We start from the raw sequence: 20,163 nt of genomic DNA on the forward strand, positions 1-20,163 counted from the left end.
TTATAAGTTTTACTCAATAAACCGATATATCGTCATAATCAATATCATAGATAAGGCGCCCGACAGCTCCGATGCGCTCATCGTCCAACTGCTTCATAACCCCAATATAATGCGTTTTCCACTCGTTCTCTGTTTCAACACCGTCAGCAACACTGTCTGAGAAATCTCGCATACCTCCTCGTAATTTCTCGTAAAATACGATCTTGGCTAAAATAGCTAATTCGACATCCCCGAAAGTATTAAAAAGTGCATCATATTCGGCATCAAAAAGACATCCTGAATTTAGTAAATCTAGATAATCATGAAGTGAAAGAAAATGCTCCCGAATTAGTTGAACTTTTTTCTGTGTCGTCACTTTCCATAATGCGATCTACTAAATTCCGCATTTGAATATCACTCATTCGGTCATTCTCATTTAACATTAAAACCATTGTTTTTTCGCGCTCAATCGAAATAGCACCAGAGATACATCCAGAATACAAATTCATATCAAAGGACTAAGTTGATTCATAAAGCGGTCGATCAATTGCAGGAGGGAGGCTTTACGAACGGATCAAGCACTTACCAGTTATATCAATTTGTACCGAGATGCCCCTCTTTGATATAGGGGGTTGCCTTTGTATTTAGCCTAATTTATGCCTAAAAATAAAATTGGCTATAATAATAGCCAACATATTACCAAGGATATTTAATAATTAAGAAAAAAACAGCCATACTAGATGTAACATAACACCTAATCCGGCTATCTTATTATTTCAATTTATTAGAAATATATATTCTACAATTATATTTCAACCTCTGTTTCAGACAAATTCAATGCTTTTCCGCCCACCTTTACCTCAATAATTTCTTTCCCTTGAGTGGTTAACGCTATAACTATTTCTGAAGGTTTTTTCATAGAGTAACCTTGCTCAACAGATATATTAATACCCTGTTCAGGTTTGATTTTACCATATTTATATAGATAACATGAAAGGGCACCATTGGATGTACCAGTTGCAGATTCTTCGGGAATTCCATATAAAGGTGCCAAATTTCTACAGTGAGCATTCGAACCCTTTAGTGATTCAAGGGTAAAAATATGATAACCAATGGTATTATATTTATTGCTGATATTTGTTACTTTTTCAAAATCTGGCTTTATAGAATTTAATATATCTAAGTTTTTAATCGGTACAAGTATATCCCTAAGGCCAGTAGATACAATTTGCACTGGTAGATCCCCCAACATTTCATCTATAGTAATATTTAAGGAATCTGCAATTTCCTCCTTGTCTATTATTTCATAATAGCTTGGAGCATTTTGATCCATCATAATTGATAGGTCTTCCATTACTTCTACATTTAAAATTCCAGCCTTTGTTTCTTGAGAATATTTTCCTAGTTTAATATATCCTTGGCTTGAAAGTGTATAGAACGCTGCTATCGTTGCATGGCCACAAAGATCAACCTCTTCATTAGGTGTAAAGAATCTAACCTTGAAGTCAGCAATGTCTGATTTCATGACAAAAGCAGTCTCACTAAAACCGATGATACCTGCTATTTTTTTCATGTCCTCATCTGATAGAAAATCAGCGCTAAGTACCACTCCAGCAGGGTTCCCTCCCTCAATGGATTTTGCAAATGAATTTAATGTATAAACTTTTAATTTCATAATATGATCCCTCCAAATTGTATATCGATTTTATATTTGCACGATTGTCCCAACATTCATTTTTTCTGCTTTTGATACAATATATTTTGAAACTGCAAGATCCTGCAATGCTATGCCAGTACTATCAAAAATTGTAATTTCTTCATCACTTGTACGTCCTTTCGCATTTCCAAGTATGAATTGTCCGATTTCAGTCAAATTGTTTTTGCCTAATATACCAGCCCTTATAGCACTTTGTGTTTCTCCGACTGTCGATGCTTGTGTAATATCATCTACATATACAGAAGCTACCTCAAAGATCTTTTCAACTATTTCCTGTTTTCCAGTCATGTCGGCCCCCACACAGTTGAAATGTATGCCTGGCTTAATCCGCTCCTTAAAAATCAGTGGTTTTTGCGAAGGCGTTATCGTAATTACTGCATCGGTTTTTTCCAAAGCTTTCAATGAATTTTCTACAGCTACAAACTGAACTGATTCAGAAACATTCCTAATAGAATCATCAACTATATGTTGAATCAAAGTATCATCAATTTTTACATTCTTCGGTAAACCTACTGAACACGTTAATTCAGTAGTGCCTTCATCTAATATCATTACAGCGCTCAATTTTTGCATCAATTGTAATGTTAGGATCTATTTCTTGTAAGCTTGAAGTAATATCTATCATTAAAGAATCACCAATAGCTAGCATACCATCACTTGTTTCAATCTCTCATTGATTATCTACTCTAGGAGATTCTTTCTCAGCTATTTCCAAATCCTTAACAGGTTCTTTACTTTACTGTTTTTTAACGCTATGAAACGTATCGAGATTCAGTAACACGTACCGTTGCCCATCTCGATCGCTCTCACAGAGCACAATAAAAGTATTTCGCGTTTCCTTATTTTACATAATCCAGGATGAACCCCTCATTGATTTTCTACAACTATAGACTACAGCTTTTCCTTATTCCTACAATATTTGTATGTATTAAATAACTCATAAGCAATATATAATACTATCCGTATTTCGGCTTCTCTTTGTCTTCTATTTGATTTTGCAAGATCATACTCAACTTATTATCGAAATTTAAATTTGATGTTGCTACCAACTAATTTGACTAAACTATCCACAAAATCATTTCATGCTAATAAAAAAATTGATAAGGAGAAATACTCCATATCATCTTTTTATCTTTTGTTAAGATATAGTATCTAAAAAGGTAGGCCTCCCACCTACCCTCTTCACGTTGCATCACTTACGGCATACTATCCCCTTTTCTTAACCGTTAAGTGCTTAGAAAAGGGGATAGTATTGTTTATAAAAATGCATATTAGATTCGTTAAATATGTTAGCGCTTATATTCGGGCTGTTCTAAAATAATCGGATTCGGATTGCTAAGTACCCATTGCACTGCCAACTCGCATAGTCTTGCAGGTTCCTCATCTCCATCGCCATTGTGAAGTTCTTTCGCTAAAGTGATAGACTCCTGAAGTGCAGCGGGATGTAATGGCGTACCTAAGCTAATGTAACGGTTCAAACTTTTGAGCATTTTACGAAAATCATTATCCCAGTTGATGCCGCCGTTATCTAAAATTTCGTATGAGACTTTACCAGTAATACGAATAACCTCTCCTTGTACAGTTTGCGCATGACCTTGCGAAGGAATTAGTAAATCCCAAAGTTCATTATGTTGAGCCTGCCAGCCCTTTGTACATACTGTTATTGGAGACGTACCATCATGCGTTTTCCGCTTCTCTACTGGTGGAACATCAAATAGCTCATAAAGACGGGAAAGTGCCTCATCCGTTTCGTTCAAATATTCTTTATTAAAACCTTCTCTATGAAATTCAAAGTCTTTTCCAATTCGCTTAATAGAATTTTTCATTTCCGGCGTTACAGCTATACTGGCGCTCAGAAAAATCTCAGAAACTTCCACTAGATCAACAATATTTATATTTCTACATACTGCTAAAGCTTTGTCCAAAGGCGTCTCATTCATCAAATTTACCGCACTAATATTTGCGCCTTTAGAGATCAATGTGCGCACTGCATTTGGTTTAAAAAAAGCAGCCGCAGCAAATAAAGGTGTTTCGTTTTGATAATCCAAGGCTTCTATATCTGCACCTAACTCAAGAAGCAATTCAATATTCCCCCGCCAACTTATTGCCTGATTATGTAAAGCCGTACTTTTGTAATTGTCTCTCGCATTTATATTTGCCCCCTGTTCCACGAGCCAGCGAACCAATTCATCCGGTACATTGAAAAAGCTTAAGGCTGTTGTTTTACTATAACCACCATATGCATCTAGCTCGCACTTTGTAAATACCTCTTGTAATGCCGCAATATCACCTGCTTCAATTAGTACATTAAAATTTTTCGGTAACGTTTTTCTCTTCCTCGCCATATGTATTTTCGCTCCTAATATTAGATTTTTGAATATAGTTCATTACGTCATTTATCATATATATACCAATCTATATTTTACCATGTTATGATTTCTTTGCTAAGTGAGTTTACAGTTAATTAAGAAAAGAGGTTATACTTATGTAACCGTTTTGGGAAAATGACTATAAAGAAGATGGATATTACGCTTTTGGTAATCCAAGCATTGAAGTGATCGAGCAAACAAAAAATTTACCTCCCAAAATCTTTTTCTTTGATGTTGCTACCAACTAATTTGACTAAACTATCCACAAAATCATTTCATGATAATAAAAAAGTTGATAAGGAGAAATACTCCATATCAATTTTTTACCCTTTGTTAAGATATAGTATCAACCAGCTAAGTTTGTACACTCTTATGAATAATTTTCATGAATATTGGAGAAATCTACATTAAAACGATAATTTGCATTATTTAAACGAATAATCCCCTTTTGAACGATAAATTATAGGAACCATCCGATAATTAGAAAGTAGTGACCAAGGTATTTATATTATGTAAACTAAAATTATTTGGCGTGAGAAGAGTTGCCTATGCAATTCAACATTATTCAATTAACGCACCCTGATAGATTAATAAGTCTTTAGTTTTGTCCCCATTTATTTTCGAAAATAAGATGTTCTAAAGAACGTCTTTTTTCCCAATTAGCTAACTCTAAAATGGGCTTTTCTGGGTAATTTTCAGTATAACCGATTGATATAAGAGCAATGGGATCGATGTGTGGTGGTATTTCTAAAATGTCTCTAATATCATTCTTTTTATAAAAACTTACCCACCCCATCGCAAGTCCTTCAGCACAAGCTGCTAACCACATATTTTGAATAGCACAGGCTGTTGATAAAATATCTGTTTCAGGAATTGAATTTCGTCCTAATACATGGGAACCTCCTCTTGTAGGATCACATGTAACACAAATAGTTATAGGAGCTTCTTTTAAACCCTCAATTTTTAAATCAAGGAATTTCATTTTTTTCCCCCCATCATAATGAATAGCTAATGCTTGGCTTTCTTTTTCTGCTGCCCAAGCCAATTTTTCTTTAATTTCGTCAGTGGAAACCAAAATAAAGTTCCAAGGTTGCATAAATCCTACTGAAGGTGCATGATGAGCTGCATTTAATATTCTATGTATAATGTTTTCAGGGATAGGAGTTGATAAAAAACTTCGAATATCTCTCCTATTATAAATAACTTTATAAATAGACTCTCTTTCTTCATTAGAAAACATAAATTTCTCCCCTTTTCTTTACAAAAATGTTTGTTTTTAATATTAACTGATTTTTCATTATTCTGCCACGTAAGTTGAAGTAAAAATGCACCAAAAAGCGTGATTTGGGTGTGTTTGTCCTTATCGTTGTATCCGCATAAATCTGACTCCACCTCTTCTTACTTCGGATTAACATTCGTCAAATCGATTAGCCAACGAAGCTCTTGCTGTGAGAGAGTTCATACTTCAGCGTGTTATCAATTTAATGTATAAAAATGAACAAAGGATATAATACATTAAATATCTCTAATGGGATAGGAATAATTGATTGGGATGAATTATTTATTTTACGGATTGGGCTTAATTCAGATGTAACGAAATTTATTCGTGGAAAATGTAACAGTTTTTCATTTACATCTAACGCCGAATCTAAATCTTTATCAAAATGCGATTTTTATACTAGAGATTCAGATTCCATCTATAACACCTCTTCTTTTCTTACATACCGTTAGAGCATTCTGAATAGTAATTAGTTGTATAAAATTAAAATATTTTTATTATTCTATTTTAATCTAGGTCTGGCTACAAAGCCACAATCTATCGCTATTTGAAACAAGAGCAAACACAAAACCTAATAAGGTTGTGCTTGCTCTTGTTTATTCATATTTGCCTTAACGTTGTAAATCCACATTTTTCTAAAGGGACCCCGTTTAAATCTAAATGCTTCACCAATATTTTAAAACAGATTTATCAATTGTTCTATATATTATGTAACTCAATTAAGAAGAGTCAAACATACAAATTTGCACGTTCGACTCTTCAGGTATTCCCGTTCTAAAATCAATAATATATGTATTTATTCTTCAACCAACATGTATCTTGATTCTGTAACAACCAGCTAAGTTTGTTCACTCATATGAATATTGGACAAATCTACATTAAACGATAATTAACATTATTTAAACGAATAATCCCCTTTTGAACGATAATTTATAGGAACCATCCGATAAATAGAAAGTTGTGACCAAGGTATTTATATTATGTAAACTAAATTTATTTGGCGAGGAGGAGGGCTTAGATACGTCAACTACCCATAATATCTGTATATGGACAAGAACTTCCATACACTCCCTCTTAAATCTAAATTTATTTTCAATTTGGACAAGAACTTGCAGACACTCATATAAATTTAAGTGTATTCTTATAATGAAATTTTATTAAAATTAGGAAAATCCCTGGTTCCACTATAATCTTTGCCTTATTACTTTCGAAATTAATGTGTACAAAGATACTAAGATGTTTCACTTATGGACACAAAGTACGCACAGTTACAATTTTTTCGTATTTTAAAACTGGGACGCTAAGTTTACACAGTTTGTCATTCCTTTAAATGTAAAATTAAATATACTCTCTTCTATATTATTTATTTAAGCTCGTATTAGGTGCTGCTGTACCGTAATATTGTTCATCAACTCCGTTTGGTTTACTCCGCATGCTCACCTTCCTTGTGTTTCTGTACGTTATTAAGAAATACTGTCACATCACACCATCCATATTTTTGCCCGATACCTTATAACACTGGTGGTTGAATTAACCCTCCTTTCTACATTGCATACGGACTAAACTATTACGTCTTAATAAAAGTAAATGATTTATCCGACAAACCGTTCCCCAGAATTGAACTGCACCCCAATTGTTAGACACATCTAACAATTGGAGGTGCAGTTTTTTTATGGGGAAATTTACTGCTGAGGAAAAATTAGAAGCTGTTTTACGCTATTTATGATGGTCTGAACCGCAGCAGCTCTTACTTACCTGTTCATCTTTATCATCATGACTATTTGAACTACAACATTTATCTGCCATTTCAATCCCTCTAATCTATATGATTTGCACAACATGCAACATCAGAGTGAACATCTTCTAAAACAGTATCAAACATTTCAAGAAGTTCTCGAATACGCTCAATTCTCAGACTATAATAGCAATATTTCCCTTCATTACGACCAACAATAATGCCACAACCTTTTAAACAGGCTAAGTGTTGTGAAATGTTAGACTGATTGCCCTTAAGTTCATCGACAATCTGAGATACTGTTTGTTCCTTCTCTTTAATACACTCTAAAATTTGAAGTCTTACCTTATTTGAAAATCCATGAATTAATTTAATTTTTAAATCAAAAGAATTATCTGTCACAAAATCTCCTCCAATTCATATTAGACTTTGCTAGATACTCTCTTTATACAATAAAACCGTCATAGACGGTTTAAGGTTTAAAACTATTTATCTCTTAATTATTGTATACTAAAAGTTAGTTGTAAAATAGCTATGGTACCAAATCTATAAATGATAAAGGATGATCAATTTGATAAAGCCTAGAATCGGAATGGTAGGACTGGGTGGTATCGCTCAGAAAGCATATTTACCTATTCTTTCAAAAGAAACAGATTGGACATTTGCGGGTGCATTTTCACCTAGTAGAGAGAAGAGAAAGGCAATCTGTAATCAATACCGTATACAAGATTTTCATAGCTTACCAGTATTGGCTCAAGAGTGTGATGCTATGTTTGTACACAGCTCTACTGAATCACATTATGAGGTGGTTTCAGAACTGCTTAACAAAGGGATAGATGTATATGTCGATAAACCATTGGCAGCATCTATTTCAGAAGCAGAAAAATTAGTCGAATTAAGTGAAAAATTGGGACGAAAGCTTATGGTTGGATTTAATCGTCGTTTTGCTCCAATGTATGTGAAAGCAAAGGAAAAAGCGAATAATATAGCTTGGGTACGTGTTGAAAAGCATAGAATGGATAGCGTGGGTCCTTATTCTTATGAGTTCACAATGTTAGATGATTATCTTCACCTAGTGGATACGGTACGTTGGTTGGGCGATGAAGATCTTAGTGTGCTGTATGGAACTATTCATACAAACGATGAAAATCAACTTTTATTTGCGCAGCATACGTATGAATCCTCTCAAAATATATCTTTCACCACATCTATGCATAGAAAAGCAGGAACGAATTTAGAACAAATAGAATTGATAACAGACGGAGCAATTATCCGTGTGAAAAACATGAATACAACAGAAATCGAAGAAGAAAATGCAATATCTACAACTTTTTCTTCTTCCTGGGAAACAACTTTAAAACAACGAGGCTTTGAAGATGCTGTACAGCATTTCATTTATTGTATTCAAAATGATGAGCAACCTCTTGTTGATGGATTAGAAGGTTTAAAATCTCAACTACTTGTCGATCAACTACTAAAGCAAAAATAATTAAAAATCTTAAGTAACTGGTGTACAAAGCTGGCTTTTATAGTCCGCTTTGTATTTGGATTTACATCTTATAATCTCACTTATGTTATATAAGGAAAAAAGAAATATGTTTCTTCCACAAACGGGCACCTTTCTTAATTACTTGTACGCAATAAAAAATGTTTAACTTTCTTTGATCCAATGAGCCACTACACTTGCCATTTATGAGCGTGTAATCGTGCCATTTTGGTGTTGGTTTAAAATAAAGGTTGATTAAAAGCATGCTGCAAACATTGATTTATAGAACCTCTTTAAAAAAATGGAAAAGAAAAAATCCATCTAAAGTAATCATCAATTTATTAATCATCATCGTTTTTCTGATAGATGTATAAATAAAATTGCACAAAAAATATATTTTAACAATATCATAGGTGCCGCTGGCTTAATGGAACAATATTGTAATCTAACACCAAAACAATAAAATTCGAATTTTAACAACGTATTAATAAAATTAAAAGAATTAAGTCCGATACAATTTCGAACCCGATCCTATTAAATGTTTTACTAGATAAAATGTCTAACTTATTGGATTCACTTTTAAAGTGAGTCCTTGTCTTTTTTGTTAGATGGTCAAAAGCTACATGTATTTTTAGTGTTTGATTAATTTAAAGCTTTCTACCACTGATTGCTTTAGAAATATACAGAATTGATTCAATTGTCGTCTCTGAATTTATAAACCATTTGTTTTTATATTGGTTACTTTGAAACTCTTCCCGGTGTACCGAGCGCTAACAAAAGAATCTTTTTGAATACATAAAATCCAATACCGCCTCTAATGCTCATAATTATTAGGATAATACTAACTTTTCCTCCCCCACAACTTTCATAATGGGAATATAATTTACCCTCATCACACCGAATAATTGAATAAAAAGGTGGTGATAAAAATGAATTTAAAGTTGGTAATAAAACCATCCTTTAACCAGCTAATAATTCTTTTGCTTTTAGTAAAAATTCTTTTCTTCTAATAAAAATTAAGAAGATGACTATTTTATTATGTTAATAATAATTTTTGAGATATGCATTCACTTCGAAGCAACGCCTTAAAGACATTGGTTACTCCGAAACATTTCCACATGACACAATTCATATCTAAATGGGTCTGCCACTTCTTTGGATTTTTTTAATTCTTCTATGTACTGTACATTTGTCTTGCCGGAAAATAATAATTCCATAACTTCATCTGCTTCTTCTCTGGATTCAATTCCCCAATCTGCTGCTAAAATAGAAAATTCCTCTCCTTTAGCCCCTTCGGTAGGAACCAATCCGCCAAACACTCCTAAATCCCTCCAAGTTGCTACAGCAAATATAGCATACGCCGCATTAAACCATTTAATTGTCTCACTTGTTTCTTTATTGCTTAATAGTGGCCTCCATTCTTGTTCAAACAATTTTTCAAGCTTTTCTACACCCCTGCCTAATAAAGATTTCGTTAAATCTAATCTCCATTCTTCTCCATTGGCACTTTTAAATAATATGACAAAGCTTTTTTCGCATAATCTGTAAGGCTCTGCGATGAAAATATTAATTATATTCTCGAAGTTTACTTTTTCGCTAATACTTGGATTTTGAAAATAGAAACCGTCATTGTAGGCGATAAAAATGATAGGTTTCTTAAAAAATCTTCTACGCTTTAATTTAAATATCTCTTTGCTGATTACACTGGTTACCAATTCGTCATCTCCCTTTAAATACCCTGTTCTCCATTATTATATATGTTGGATTTTCAACTGTAAATTTCATACAGGCTTTTTTAAGGGCTTCTTGGCGATACTGAACAGGCGTCAGATATCCCAGCGTTCCGTAAATCCAATGTTTATGAAACGTACCACACGTTTGTTGGTTTTGTTCAACTCTCCGAAATCGTGCGTCAACAAACTGGCGAAACTTTTCAAAATCGTCCTCCCGATCTCATTCTCATCAAGCACTTCATAAGGTTTCTAATTGTATTGCTGGAAATGTCCCTATACATCATTATGTTTAATATCTCAAGACTACTTTTAACTATTTAAAAGTAGAAAATGATTAATGAATTGTTATGCATTTTAATATAAAAAGAACGTATATTGCTCCTTCATCCACACTTAGTTCCGCTTCTGGCATCCTATAAAGCCTCTTTAAGATCATATCAAATTTATCCATCAGAACCTGTTTTCCTAAATAAAAATCGTAAAGGTTTAGATCCGCGCGGTTTACATGTCATCTTTAAAGATGCGTTGAAAAAGGCAGGCTCCCACCTACCCGCTTCACGCTAATCACTTACGGCATACTTTTGCAAACAGTGATTATTCTATAAAAATATATGGAATCACCACTGCTTTGATTTGAGTATTTCCTTAATCTAATATTCAACAATAGCCTCCATTAGCCGTCCAAGTAGTGCTACAGCACAAATAATTTGAGAAAATAGCATTTTTACTTAATTTGATAACTTCCGTATATAATATTCGTGTTTTATTCCATTGATGAAGTATCCAGCCGATAGGTGAATAGCATTTATATGACAAAAATACGAATGTTTTCAAGGGTATTTGTATAAAAAGTTCGTTATTTATCCTCTGTCTTGGCTATCAAAGTTTAAACATCTAATTTCATCGTTATCTGAATTAGTGTTAGCCACCGTAGAATTTTTTTTATTTTGAATTAATTTTTGCGCTATTATTAAATCGTGAGTTGATTTGAATTCATCATTTTGTTTATTAGTAGGATTATCTCTAGAAATATTTTTAGGTTCATCAAATTTATTCTTTAAATTGGCAACAGTATGATTTAATACACATCAACTCAATCATGATTTACAAAATCGATTTTAAAATTGATTTTACCATTAGAAAGCGTTGCTTGAGCTGAATATCCTAATTGTTCAGCAAGGCTTTTAACTGTAGCAAGTCCAAGCCCAGTACCTGAAAAGTTCTTGTCACGAGAGCTTTCTCCAACATAAAAAGGTTGCCATATTCTTAAAATGTCTGTAAGTGTGGTATCATTACTAATTTCAAACACACCGTCTTGGCGAAAGAAAATTTGAATTTCATCTCCAGAAGAGTATTTGACCGCATTGCTAATCATATTTTCAAATATGAAATGTACTTTATCTTGTTCCGTCGTCAGTATAAATTCAGTAACTTCAGGTTTAAAATTAATTTGTTTGTCTCCTTGTATATGTCGATAGTTATCCAGTATCTCATTAATTAACATTATTAAATCAAAGTTTGTTTTATTGGAATCGTTTTCTTCTGTTTTGGCGAAATAAAGCATATCTGTAATTATTTTTTCCATTCTATCAACTTGCTTGTTAATGGTTGTAAGATAAGTTCCATCATCCATACCATCTTCAATTCCACTTGAATAGACTCTAACTAAAGCTAAAGGAGTTTTAAGCTCATGGGTTAAACCTATCATAAATTGCTTTAAGTCAATGTTCCGTTTAGATAAAGCCTGTTGTGCAGTTTCAAGTGCCTTACTCATTTTGTTAATACTACTTGCAAGATCCTCGATTTCATCTCCTGTCCGAATTTCAGCCTGTTTAAAATCCAACTCGCCAATTTCTTTTGCAACTTTTTTAAGTTCATTTAACGGTCTTGTTAGTTTTCGAGATAAAAAAGAAGTAATTATGATAATCACTAAGATACTGACTATCAAAAAGAATATGTTAAAACGATTAATAAAATAAGCTATATCAATAAAATTAGCCATAGAAGCTCCAATCATAATTAGCCGATTATCTTCTTTTGTATAATGTGCGATAAAACTGGACTTTTGTTTTCCTTGATTATAAAGTTTGCCCACAATTTTATCCTCAGCTACTTTTTGTAATACTTCTTCGCTAACCCAAAATTTATTAAGCGCAATATGTTTCCTCGCAAGTTGCTGTTTTAAATTTTCATTCAGGTCATCAATATCATCATCTAACGATACCGAAAGAATAGTTACATCAAATCGATCCTCCACCAAACTCTCATCACCAAATTCCTGATAAGCTGAAAAAGCATCAGTTACCTTTTGGTTCAATTGATGAAGATAATATTTTGGTAGAAAAAATTGGCTCACCGCAAGTGAGATGCTAAATGTGATGATAACAATAAGAGTTATATAAATCGTTAATTTTGTTCCGATTTTTTGTTTCATTCTCTTGTACTGTATCCAACGCCTCGATGAGTTTGGATAATATCCTCTCCAATTTTTTCACGTAGACGCCGAATATGTGTATCTACCGTCCGTGGATCGCCCATATAGTCGATCCCCCATATTAAATCAAGCAACTGATCTCGCGTTAATATTTGTCTTCTATTTTGGCTAAATATACGTAAAAGCTCGAATTCAGTCTTTGTTAAAATCAATTCTTTTCCAAATCTCCATACTCGTTTGCTTGAAATATCAAATGAAACATCGTTTATGCGTTGAATGGATTCCATTTGCAACAATTTTTTCGCCCTCATTAATAAAACTTTTGGATAAAATGGTTTATTTACATAATCATCAGCACCATCAGATAATGCAAGAAATTCATCTTCTCCTGTATCTCTAGCTGTTAGTATTAATACTTTAATTTTTTGAGTCTTCTTCATTTCACGGCAAACTGTGATCCCATCTTTTTCTGGCATCATCCAATCCAAAATGGCCAAATCAATTTTTTGATTATAGAAAATATCAAGTGCCTCTGAACCATTTGTAGCCGTAAATACCGTAAATCCTTCCTTTTTGAAATAACTTTGTAAAATCTTTAACATATCTAGTTCATCATCAGCGATAAGTACATTCATTATATTTATCTCCTAATTGTCATATTTCCCTAAATTATACTGTTCTATAATAGCAATTAATTTTTCAGGATACATAGGATCTGTGGAATAGTGGTTTTTTTTCAAAGCATAGGCTGCTTCCTGATAATTCGATGCAGCAAGAACATCATAATATTGTTGCTCATTCCAACTCGTTCCTTCTAAAATTAATTTAGTATGGTCAATTAACGCACTTTTTAAATCTGGATAAGCCCTGAATTCAGCTTCTATTGTATAACTTTTATTATTTTTATATTCAATAGTTTGCATTTTTACCGACTTTCCTTTGTAGCTTCCCTTTATCCCAAATAGATTATTTGCTTTTACAGCCAATTCACTTTCGCCAAAATTCGATTCTAATATAGCCTGCGCTATTGTTATACTCGGTAGCACTCCTCCTGTTTGTTGGTTTAATTCCACAGCTATTGGAGCAATTTCATCTACAAATGGAATTTCTCTATTTTCTTTCATAAATGGTCTTATTAAAAAAACAGAAAGTAAAACTAAACCGACTACTAGTAGAATTATTGACACTTTGTATTTTCTATATTTGCATATTCTTTTCATTATATAACCTCTTTTCAAATGAATTTATTACTTGTATTTTAAAAAAACAATGTTACATTCATTTGACAAAAGAATAATTAATAATTTTTTTATTTTATGTTTTGCTAGATGAAATACACTTTGTCATTTCTCTCATTTCTATAATAAAAAAAGTAGTACAAACCATGGTTTGTACTACTGGTAATATGTTCTTATTCTGAACAATGTGTAAAACAACTGATCATTTGTTCAGTCCTTTTTTAATGCATCCCGAATCGAATTATCTACTTCTATATCTTTTCTATCCGGTAGTTCTCCATTTCCCTTAGCTTTCCAATATGCCTCTTTGATTGACTTCCTAATTCAAAATCCATACCTACCACGTATCTTCATGGAATTTCCAGGATAAGTGTACGTGGCTAACTGCAGCATACGTAATTATTACTTTTTTAATCCTTTTTTCAATGAACTCCCACAATGGATAATCTACTTCTATGTCTTCTTGTAAACTATTCCTTAGCGTTCAGATTTAGCCTCTCTGAAGATTGTCTCAAGGAAAATTAGCAGTTAAACTATTGCGAATTTCACGCTTACTTTTCCGGTGAATAGATAGTATTACTATTTCCATCAATAATTAACACTGATTTTCCTGGTAATATCTCGCCTTGATAGTTAAATTCATCTTCTGAAAAATTTGCGACTACTCTTAATGCTTCACCATATTCAGTCATTTGAACGAGTCTATCATCTGATATAATTTTAAAATCTGTCATTTCTTTCGTTATTGCTTTTTTGCTAAAATTTGACCATACTTTTGAATGCCTTACAATTGTTTCTTTATGTTTTTCCCACTCGTGTTTATCTATATGATATAAAGGAGGAACATTATAAAGTATCTCATACAACATTCTATTTGTTATTTCATCTTTAAATTTTAAGGTTCCCCATCCCCACCAATGAGTTGTGATCACTGAATCGTTGTAAACCAACTTATACAATGGGATCGTGTAGTTTGAATCCAAAAATAACTTCTTGTACTTATCCTTTAGTGGTATTTGTTTAGAAAACATTTCGGGAACTCCACCATTACTCGAATAGTATCTCCCTACGTAATACTCACTTTGTTTGTTTTTTGCCATATCCTCGTCCATCCAAGAAAATGATGGCGTTTCTATTCCATGTGCAAAGGCAATCGATTTGTTAGCAAAATCATTTCCGCCCTCAGTTCCTACTACCAGATCCCATTCTTTTTGCAGATACTCCATTCTCTTAATCCTAGCCTGGATATCTTCCTTTTCAGTAGTAATATGTTCTGGCGAATAGTCATCAAAGATTTCTCCAGTGCCATCTGTGTCTAAAAACCATGAGTTAAATGCTAAGCCAGTATTTAAAATCGAAGTTACTCTTTCTTTTACACTAGGCATTGCAAGCGTCGGATTCAACTTTCTACCTGCACCTTGGAATCCTTCAATCTTTTCTCCATTTTTATTTGTTACAGTTGCATTCTCGTAAAGTGAAGCATCCTTAAATTTAGCAGTTTCCCACTTCTCTTTACCTGGTTCATGGATTGAATGATATGAATCATAGGTACCAAATAGATAGCCGAATTCTTCTGCTTCTTTTACTAACTCTGGTTTAATGAATCCTTCCTGCCAATCATCCAAGCCGATCCACATATTTTCTAGCCCAGAATCCTTCATGTCCTTTATCACATCCACAGTATTAGCATCTGCCCACTTCTTTATTGGGTCAACTACATCTCCAAGTATGCTTTTTAATAATCTCTTATTTAGGTCAATTAATTCAACGGGATTTAATTTTTCTATTCCTTTGTTTAACAGCCTCTGAGTATCTTTATCTGTTCCAGTAAATACTTCCGGATTATAGAATTCCTTTAGTTGCATTACGGCACTTAAGGCTTTTATTATTCTTTTCTTATTGTATTTATCTACATAATCTAAGCTTTTTAAATCTTCAAAAGCTGATGAAAGCTCTGATCCATCTTCAACATTAGTAGTTAATAGCCCCTGAATCCATAATCTCAGTTTTTCGGGAAAACGGTCTCTCAGTTTTGCCCATTTAATATTTTCTTCTGAAATCACAGTTCGGTCCCAAAAATAAGCATGAGGTGCTCCATAAAGCTTTTCAATATTACTATTTTCTTTAGCCTTATCCGCCAAGCTTTTGAAGTTCCCCTGTTCAATCAAATAATTTTTATAGGTCTTTGCAACATCTACTGGATTTTTCTTCGTTAAATATATTCTGAAACCATATTCCTTCTCTTTATTAATAGTTGGAAACTCATGATTAAAAGTAAACTCAATATCGTTTTCTGTATTATAAACAATTTCACTATTATAAGGGTTTTTAATTATATATACTAGTGAATATCCACTTTTATCAACTGCAAAAAATTGCATAGATAAAGCCTCAATTACCTTCATTTTTTCTTCACTTAAGTAATTTTTCCAAATTGAATCATTGCTTGGAATATACTTCCCTTGATTTAATGGGAGCATATATCCATCACCTTTCACTTTTGGCCATGCAAACATGTTGTCTTCATCCTTGCTGGATTTTATGGTTACATCAACATACTTATCTTTTTTTTCGATATCAACCTTAATTCCCTGTTCTGCATAGTTCCAGCTAATGTTATCTCCACTGTCTTTTAAATTTGAAACTTTCATTTTCCCCAATGGTTCCGATACTTTCTCAGTAATCCCATTGGACTCGACCTCAAGCGCAAGTGTCTCAGGATCCACACTAAAGTTAAAGTCTAAATTATTTATTTGTGGCGTAACCTCTCTACCTTTATTAGTTTTTTCTTCCGTACATCCCGTAAGAACGCTTGTCAATATTGCAGCAATTAACATGATTGATAGAATTTTTTTCATGTAACACACCTCCATAACTAGAGTAATATTGGTTTGTTACACGAATGTCACAAAAAAACTCTAACCTATTATTTTTAAATTCAAAATAAAAGGTAAGCCCAAATTTAAAATGTACCCTATAAGATAGACCACCAGGTAAAACATAATTAATCATACCGTCTCTATCCCTTCAAATAAGTGCAACCATTTTATTTTCTATTACCACTACTAAACTTCTATCTCTAATTCTTGTAACCCCCCTTCCTTAAGTTCTTTCTCAATACTTAATTTGTCTTTATTTGATAAAGCGAACAACAATAAAGATGGTACTAAAATCTAATTTCACATCAGCTATTTAAACTTCATTAAAAAATATTATTTATTTCTTTTTAATAGACATATTACCAATAACCTACCAACATTAATTCATAGAATATTAGTGAATGAACAGATTTCTTAAAATAAGAAACAAGCGCCTATAACTTTCGGGGTTACTAACATATGACGGAATGGAGGTGACAAAAAAATGGACCCACAAAAATTAATTTGTGATAGTTGTTGTGAAAAAAACCGAGTTCTTTGGCCCCGTATAAAAGCTGTTGACATTTGTTCTATTCAACCTCCTTCAGTCGTAATTCCTGGCGGAACAATTATTCCAACGATAAATAGATATTTCTATATCGTTACAGAAGATATTGATTTAACAAACGGAACAACCATTCCAGCTAATTTATTTACAGATGATAATGGCGATCCAGTAACAGAATTCAAACTTTTTAATCCCAATGGATATGTCAATCTTTACATCAATGCTGTGATGCAAGAGAGCGGTGCATATAAAGTAACCCCAGATTCGTTAATCCTTAACCCATTTACTGGAACAGTTTTTGCTGGAACTCCAATCATTATAGAATCATTGGGTTTCCAACAAATGTGAAATAAAAATCTTCTAAACTTTTACCTTGAAAGGAGGTGAGAAAATGGCACTTTCCATTATTAATATTCATGTAAACGTTAATGGTACTTCCACAAGATTTTTTGATGTGTTAGCAGCAAATTTAACAGTTGCTGACGGTACTACAGTCCCTGCAACTGCCTTTCTAGATGATAGCGGGAATGCTGCTACTGCTTTTCCGGTAGTAACAAATGGTTACTATAATTTTTATATAAATGGTGTACTACAGGCAGGCGATTCGTATACTGTTTCTGCAACAGAGTTAACGTTTAACGGTGTTACTGGCACAATCACAGCAGGAACTCCATTGGTCGTAGAAGCTGTAGAATTAGTTACACAAACTTAATGATTAACAAACAAATCATAAAAGTGTGAAACTTTCTAGCCTTTCTTCTATTTTTGGTGCTAGGGTCACTTTATCCCAAGTGGCCCTATTTATTAACTTGTTTATAATTACAGAAAACGAAACTTTCCTAATAGATATATTTTCATCCACTTAAAATGGTCTATATTGATGGGTTCATTTTAAAGCGCTCTATCGCAACTCAATATATAAAATTCCACATTTATATCAAGTCATTTGTTCAAACCTTTCTTTTCTGTTTGCATAAAATATATTAACTCTAGTACTTATAGGTACTAGAGTTAAAACTTAAAATAAGGAGTGAAGAAAATGCAGGCACCGAATAACAATAATAAACACAACTGTCGTCAACAGAATAATAATATGCAATGCCAATGTAGTCGTAGCAAATGTGCCTCATGTCATCAGTGCCAATGCAATAACAACTACTGTGTAGGTAGTGGTGTTGTTCAAGTACGTATATTTGGGTTTAACGAATCAGGATTTAGTTATGTAATTTCTCGAGACGGTGAAGTACTGGAACGTGCGGTTTCTATCAGTGTAACTGGGTTAGAATTGATAGCAACCCCTCCATTTGCTAGACCTCGAACTATAGCAGGAGTTATCCGAAGTGACGGCTCAATCTTTTCAGGGGGAGAAAACTTTGATGTTTCTCATTCATCTGCCACAGGATCATATCAAGTTACATTTAAACCCTCTTTCTCTATGATTATGCCGGATGAAAGACCTAATGTAGAGGTAATACCTAATCCAGGTCTTTTATCATCATTAAATCCTGACGATATTGTTGCAGACATTGTTTCAGGTACTATTATGGCTGACGGAGAGATCCTACAAGGAACAACATTACCAGACGGGACGTTTGCCTTTGATGTTATTAAAAACCCTAGATTCCCAGGATTTTACACTGTGAAATTTAAACCAGATCTTAATGTAACCCTATTAATACCAGCTGGCTTACAGATTGAAATAAGTGATCTTGAGAGTCCTAATACTTGTTGCATTTGTAGTTGCCAATGTTCAAACGATATAGTTGCCCAGGGTGTTGCAAAGCAAGACGTAGATCGAACTGGATTTACGTACAGAACTTTTGAAGAAACTTTTACCGAGCGTATATATACAGATCTGCCGATAAATTTCACAGCACTACTGAATAGAAAGGTAAATTAGCATATCTGTCGATTAACTAGGTAACATTAGAAAGAAATTAACTTTTCTTTTGCTATGCAATAAATTATACAATTCGAGTTGGCATAACATTAGAAAAAGGCAGTAGTAACAAAAAAAAAAACTTGTCGCTACTGCCTTTTTTACGAAATAACCAGTTATTGTATATACAAGATTTCATGCAGGGTTTATTTCATTGCAGGGTAACTTCAACCTTACACAGTCCACACTCCTCTCCTAGTTAAAATACTTATTGTCTAAATTAACTCCTGAGTGAATACTAAAATATGTAGAATCAATTGCTATGAATGATTAATAAACTTTTTTCATCAGACTCCTCTCATTTCATAGCAATTGTTCATTTGTATACATTATTATTTTGATGAACTACCAGTTGTTCGATTAATGGCTGTATTTTGTAATGACTGATTCATTTGTTGTGAAGATTGATTTGTTTCTTGTTGAGGTTGCTTCGATTGTTGTGAAGTTTGGTTCATCTGTTGTAAAGGCTGAGACATTTGCTGCAATGGTTGTGCCATTTGCTGTATTGGCTGCATCATTTGTTGAGCATTCTGTAGATTTAATTTATTCGAAATATTTTTTGTGAACTGTTGAAGAGTACCATTTTGAAATCCTCTAGCTACTCCCAAAATAACAGCTCCAATTACACCCCATGTTAGAAATCTCACTAATAAAAGCCTCCTTTCTTAATTAAATATTATTTTAATGCAGGTTTAGTATTGGAAATCGACATAATAATATACTGAACATTTTTTGGGTATTTTTGTGTATTTCGATACTCTAAACAAATGTAGAATGGCACTAGAACATTATCACTACATAAAGAATAGTTACTCCATATATTCAAAA

At 33.1% G+C, this 20,163-nt stretch carries 16 protein-coding genes; 4 read left to right on the forward strand and 12 right to left on the reverse strand.

Annotated features, from left to right (window positions below; genetic code table 11):
- Positions 1–13: 13 nt before the first annotated feature.
- The 6 genes from ACIQLB_RS09670 to ACIQLB_RS09695 all read right to left on the reverse strand — a co-directional run bounded on the left by ACIQLB_RS09670 (position 14) and on the right by ACIQLB_RS09695 (position 7,481).
- Entirely contained in the window at positions 14–355 is a 342-nt protein-coding gene (locus ACIQLB_RS09670) for a hypothetical protein (RefSeq protein WP_400724376.1), read from the reverse strand.
- Positions 356–784: 429 nt separating this feature from the next.
- Positions 785–1,654, reverse strand: a complete 870-nt coding sequence (locus ACIQLB_RS09675; RefSeq protein WP_400724379.1) for a PhzF family phenazine biosynthesis protein — start codon at positions 1,652–1,654, stop codon at positions 785–787.
- Positions 1,655–1,684: 30 nt separating this feature from the next.
- Positions 1,685–2,248 (reverse strand): hypothetical protein, encoded by a 564-nt coding sequence (locus tag ACIQLB_RS09680; RefSeq protein WP_400724382.1) that lies wholly within the window; start codon positions 2,246–2,248, stop codon positions 1,685–1,687.
- Between the two features lie 737 nt (positions 2,249–2,985).
- A complete protein-coding gene (locus tag ACIQLB_RS09685) occupies positions 2,986–4,041 on the reverse strand; it encodes an ankyrin repeat domain-containing protein (protein ID WP_400724385.1) in 1,056 nt (351 codons plus the stop codon).
- A 622-nt stretch (positions 4,042–4,663) separates the two neighbouring features.
- Entirely contained in the window at positions 4,664–5,305 is a 642-nt protein-coding gene (bluB, locus tag ACIQLB_RS09690) for a 5,6-dimethylbenzimidazole synthase (RefSeq protein ID WP_268638855.1), read from the reverse strand.
- Positions 5,306–7,160: 1,855 nt separating this feature from the next.
- Positions 7,161–7,481 (reverse strand): ArsR/SmtB family transcription factor, encoded by a 321-nt coding sequence (locus tag ACIQLB_RS09695; protein WP_400724389.1) that lies wholly within the window; start codon positions 7,479–7,481, stop codon positions 7,161–7,163.
- Positions 7,482–7,650: 169 nt separating this feature from the next.
- On the opposite strand from ACIQLB_RS09695, the gene ACIQLB_RS09700 reads away from it, so the two are divergent.
- Complete coding sequence (locus ACIQLB_RS09700) at positions 7,651–8,568, forward strand: Gfo/Idh/MocA family protein (protein WP_400724392.1); 918 nt, start codon at positions 7,651–7,653, stop codon at positions 8,566–8,568.
- A 1,082-nt stretch (positions 8,569–9,650) separates the two neighbouring features.
- Here ACIQLB_RS09700 and ACIQLB_RS09705 read toward each other — a convergent pair.
- The 5 genes from ACIQLB_RS09705 to ACIQLB_RS09725 all read right to left on the reverse strand — a co-directional run bounded on the left by ACIQLB_RS09705 (position 9,651) and on the right by ACIQLB_RS09725 (position 16,828).
- Positions 9,651–10,280, reverse strand: coding sequence for a hypothetical protein (locus ACIQLB_RS09705; RefSeq protein ID WP_400724395.1), 630 nt, complete (start codon positions 10,278–10,280; stop codon positions 9,651–9,653).
- 1,111 nt (positions 10,281–11,391) lie between these two features.
- A complete protein-coding gene (locus ACIQLB_RS09710; protein ID WP_400724398.1) occupies positions 11,392–12,732 on the reverse strand; it encodes a sensor histidine kinase in 1,341 nt (446 codons plus the stop codon).
- Positions 12,729–13,367 carry a response regulator transcription factor gene (locus tag ACIQLB_RS09715; RefSeq protein ID WP_400724401.1) on the reverse strand — a complete coding sequence of 213 codons (639 nt, stop codon included), beginning with the start codon at positions 13,365–13,367 and terminating at the stop codon, positions 12,729–12,731. Before ACIQLB_RS09715 ends, ACIQLB_RS09710 begins: the two co-directional genes overlap by 4 nt.
- Positions 13,368–13,379: 12 nt before the next feature.
- Complete coding sequence (locus ACIQLB_RS09720; protein WP_400724404.1) at positions 13,380–13,952, reverse strand: glycoside hydrolase family 73 protein; 573 nt, start codon at positions 13,950–13,952, stop codon at positions 13,380–13,382.
- 569 nt (positions 13,953–14,521) lie between these two features.
- The gene (locus ACIQLB_RS09725; RefSeq protein WP_400724406.1) at positions 14,522–16,828 is read right to left on the reverse strand and encodes a glycoside hydrolase; all 2,307 of its coding nucleotides are present in this window, start codon (positions 16,826–16,828) and stop codon (positions 14,522–14,524) included.
- A 505-nt stretch (positions 16,829–17,333) separates the two neighbouring features.
- Here ACIQLB_RS09725 and ACIQLB_RS09730 point away from each other — a divergent pair.
- The 3 genes from ACIQLB_RS09730 to ACIQLB_RS09740 all read left to right on the forward strand — a co-directional run bounded on the left by ACIQLB_RS09730 (position 17,334) and on the right by ACIQLB_RS09740 (position 19,296).
- On the forward strand, positions 17,334–17,744 hold the full coding sequence (locus tag ACIQLB_RS09730; protein WP_400724409.1) for a DUF4183 domain-containing protein: 411 nt from the start codon (positions 17,334–17,336) through the stop codon (positions 17,742–17,744).
- Between the two features lie 43 nt (positions 17,745–17,787).
- Positions 17,788–18,108 (forward strand): DUF4183 domain-containing protein, encoded by a 321-nt coding sequence (locus ACIQLB_RS09735; protein WP_400724412.1) that lies wholly within the window; start codon positions 17,788–17,790, stop codon positions 18,106–18,108.
- Positions 18,109–18,435: 327 nt separating this feature from the next.
- Positions 18,436–19,296, forward strand: a complete 861-nt coding sequence (locus ACIQLB_RS09740; RefSeq protein ID WP_400724415.1) for a hypothetical protein — start codon at positions 18,436–18,438, stop codon at positions 19,294–19,296.
- A 371-nt stretch (positions 19,297–19,667) separates the two neighbouring features.
- On the opposite strand, the gene ACIQLB_RS09745 is transcribed toward ACIQLB_RS09740, so the two are convergent.
- Positions 19,668–19,982: a hypothetical protein gene (locus ACIQLB_RS09745; RefSeq protein WP_400724418.1), complete on the reverse strand. Its 315-nt coding sequence runs from the start codon at positions 19,980–19,982 to the stop codon at positions 19,668–19,670.
- Positions 19,983–20,163: the final 181 nt, after the last annotated feature.

The sequence above is a fragment of the Lysinibacillus sp. NPDC092081 genome, assembly GCF_044755845.1.
Taxonomy (GTDB): Bacteria; Bacillota; Bacilli; order Bacillales_A; family Planococcaceae; genus Lysinibacillus.